At 63.2% G+C, this 247-nt stretch carries 1 pseudogene; it reads right to left on the minus strand.

The annotated features are described in order from the left end of the window. Positions 1-247 (minus strand): annotated as a pseudogene (locus J5M67_RS29105) (arylsulfatase); the annotation flags it as partial.

Raw genomic sequence — 247 nt, forward strand, 5'->3', positions numbered from 1 at the left:
CGCTGTTCGCACCAGACGATTTTCCAGTCGTTGAAGCGCATGCCCACCAACTCGGCCTCGTCGTTGAAGTAATAGAACTCCTTGCGCGCACTCTCGTTGGACTTGCCGGTCAGGTAGTCCAGCTGGTCGTAGCCGTCCAGGTGCACCTTGAAGGTCGGTCCGCCGGAAGTCGGCGCCCAGCCCTGCAGCAGCTTCTCCTTGGCGTCGGGCACGCCGACGGCGGAGAGCAGGGTGGGGAACCAGTCCA

The organism is Pseudomonas sp. 30_B (assembly GCF_017491605.1).
In the GTDB taxonomy this organism is placed as follows: domain Bacteria; phylum Pseudomonadota; class Gammaproteobacteria; order Pseudomonadales; family Pseudomonadaceae; genus Pseudomonas.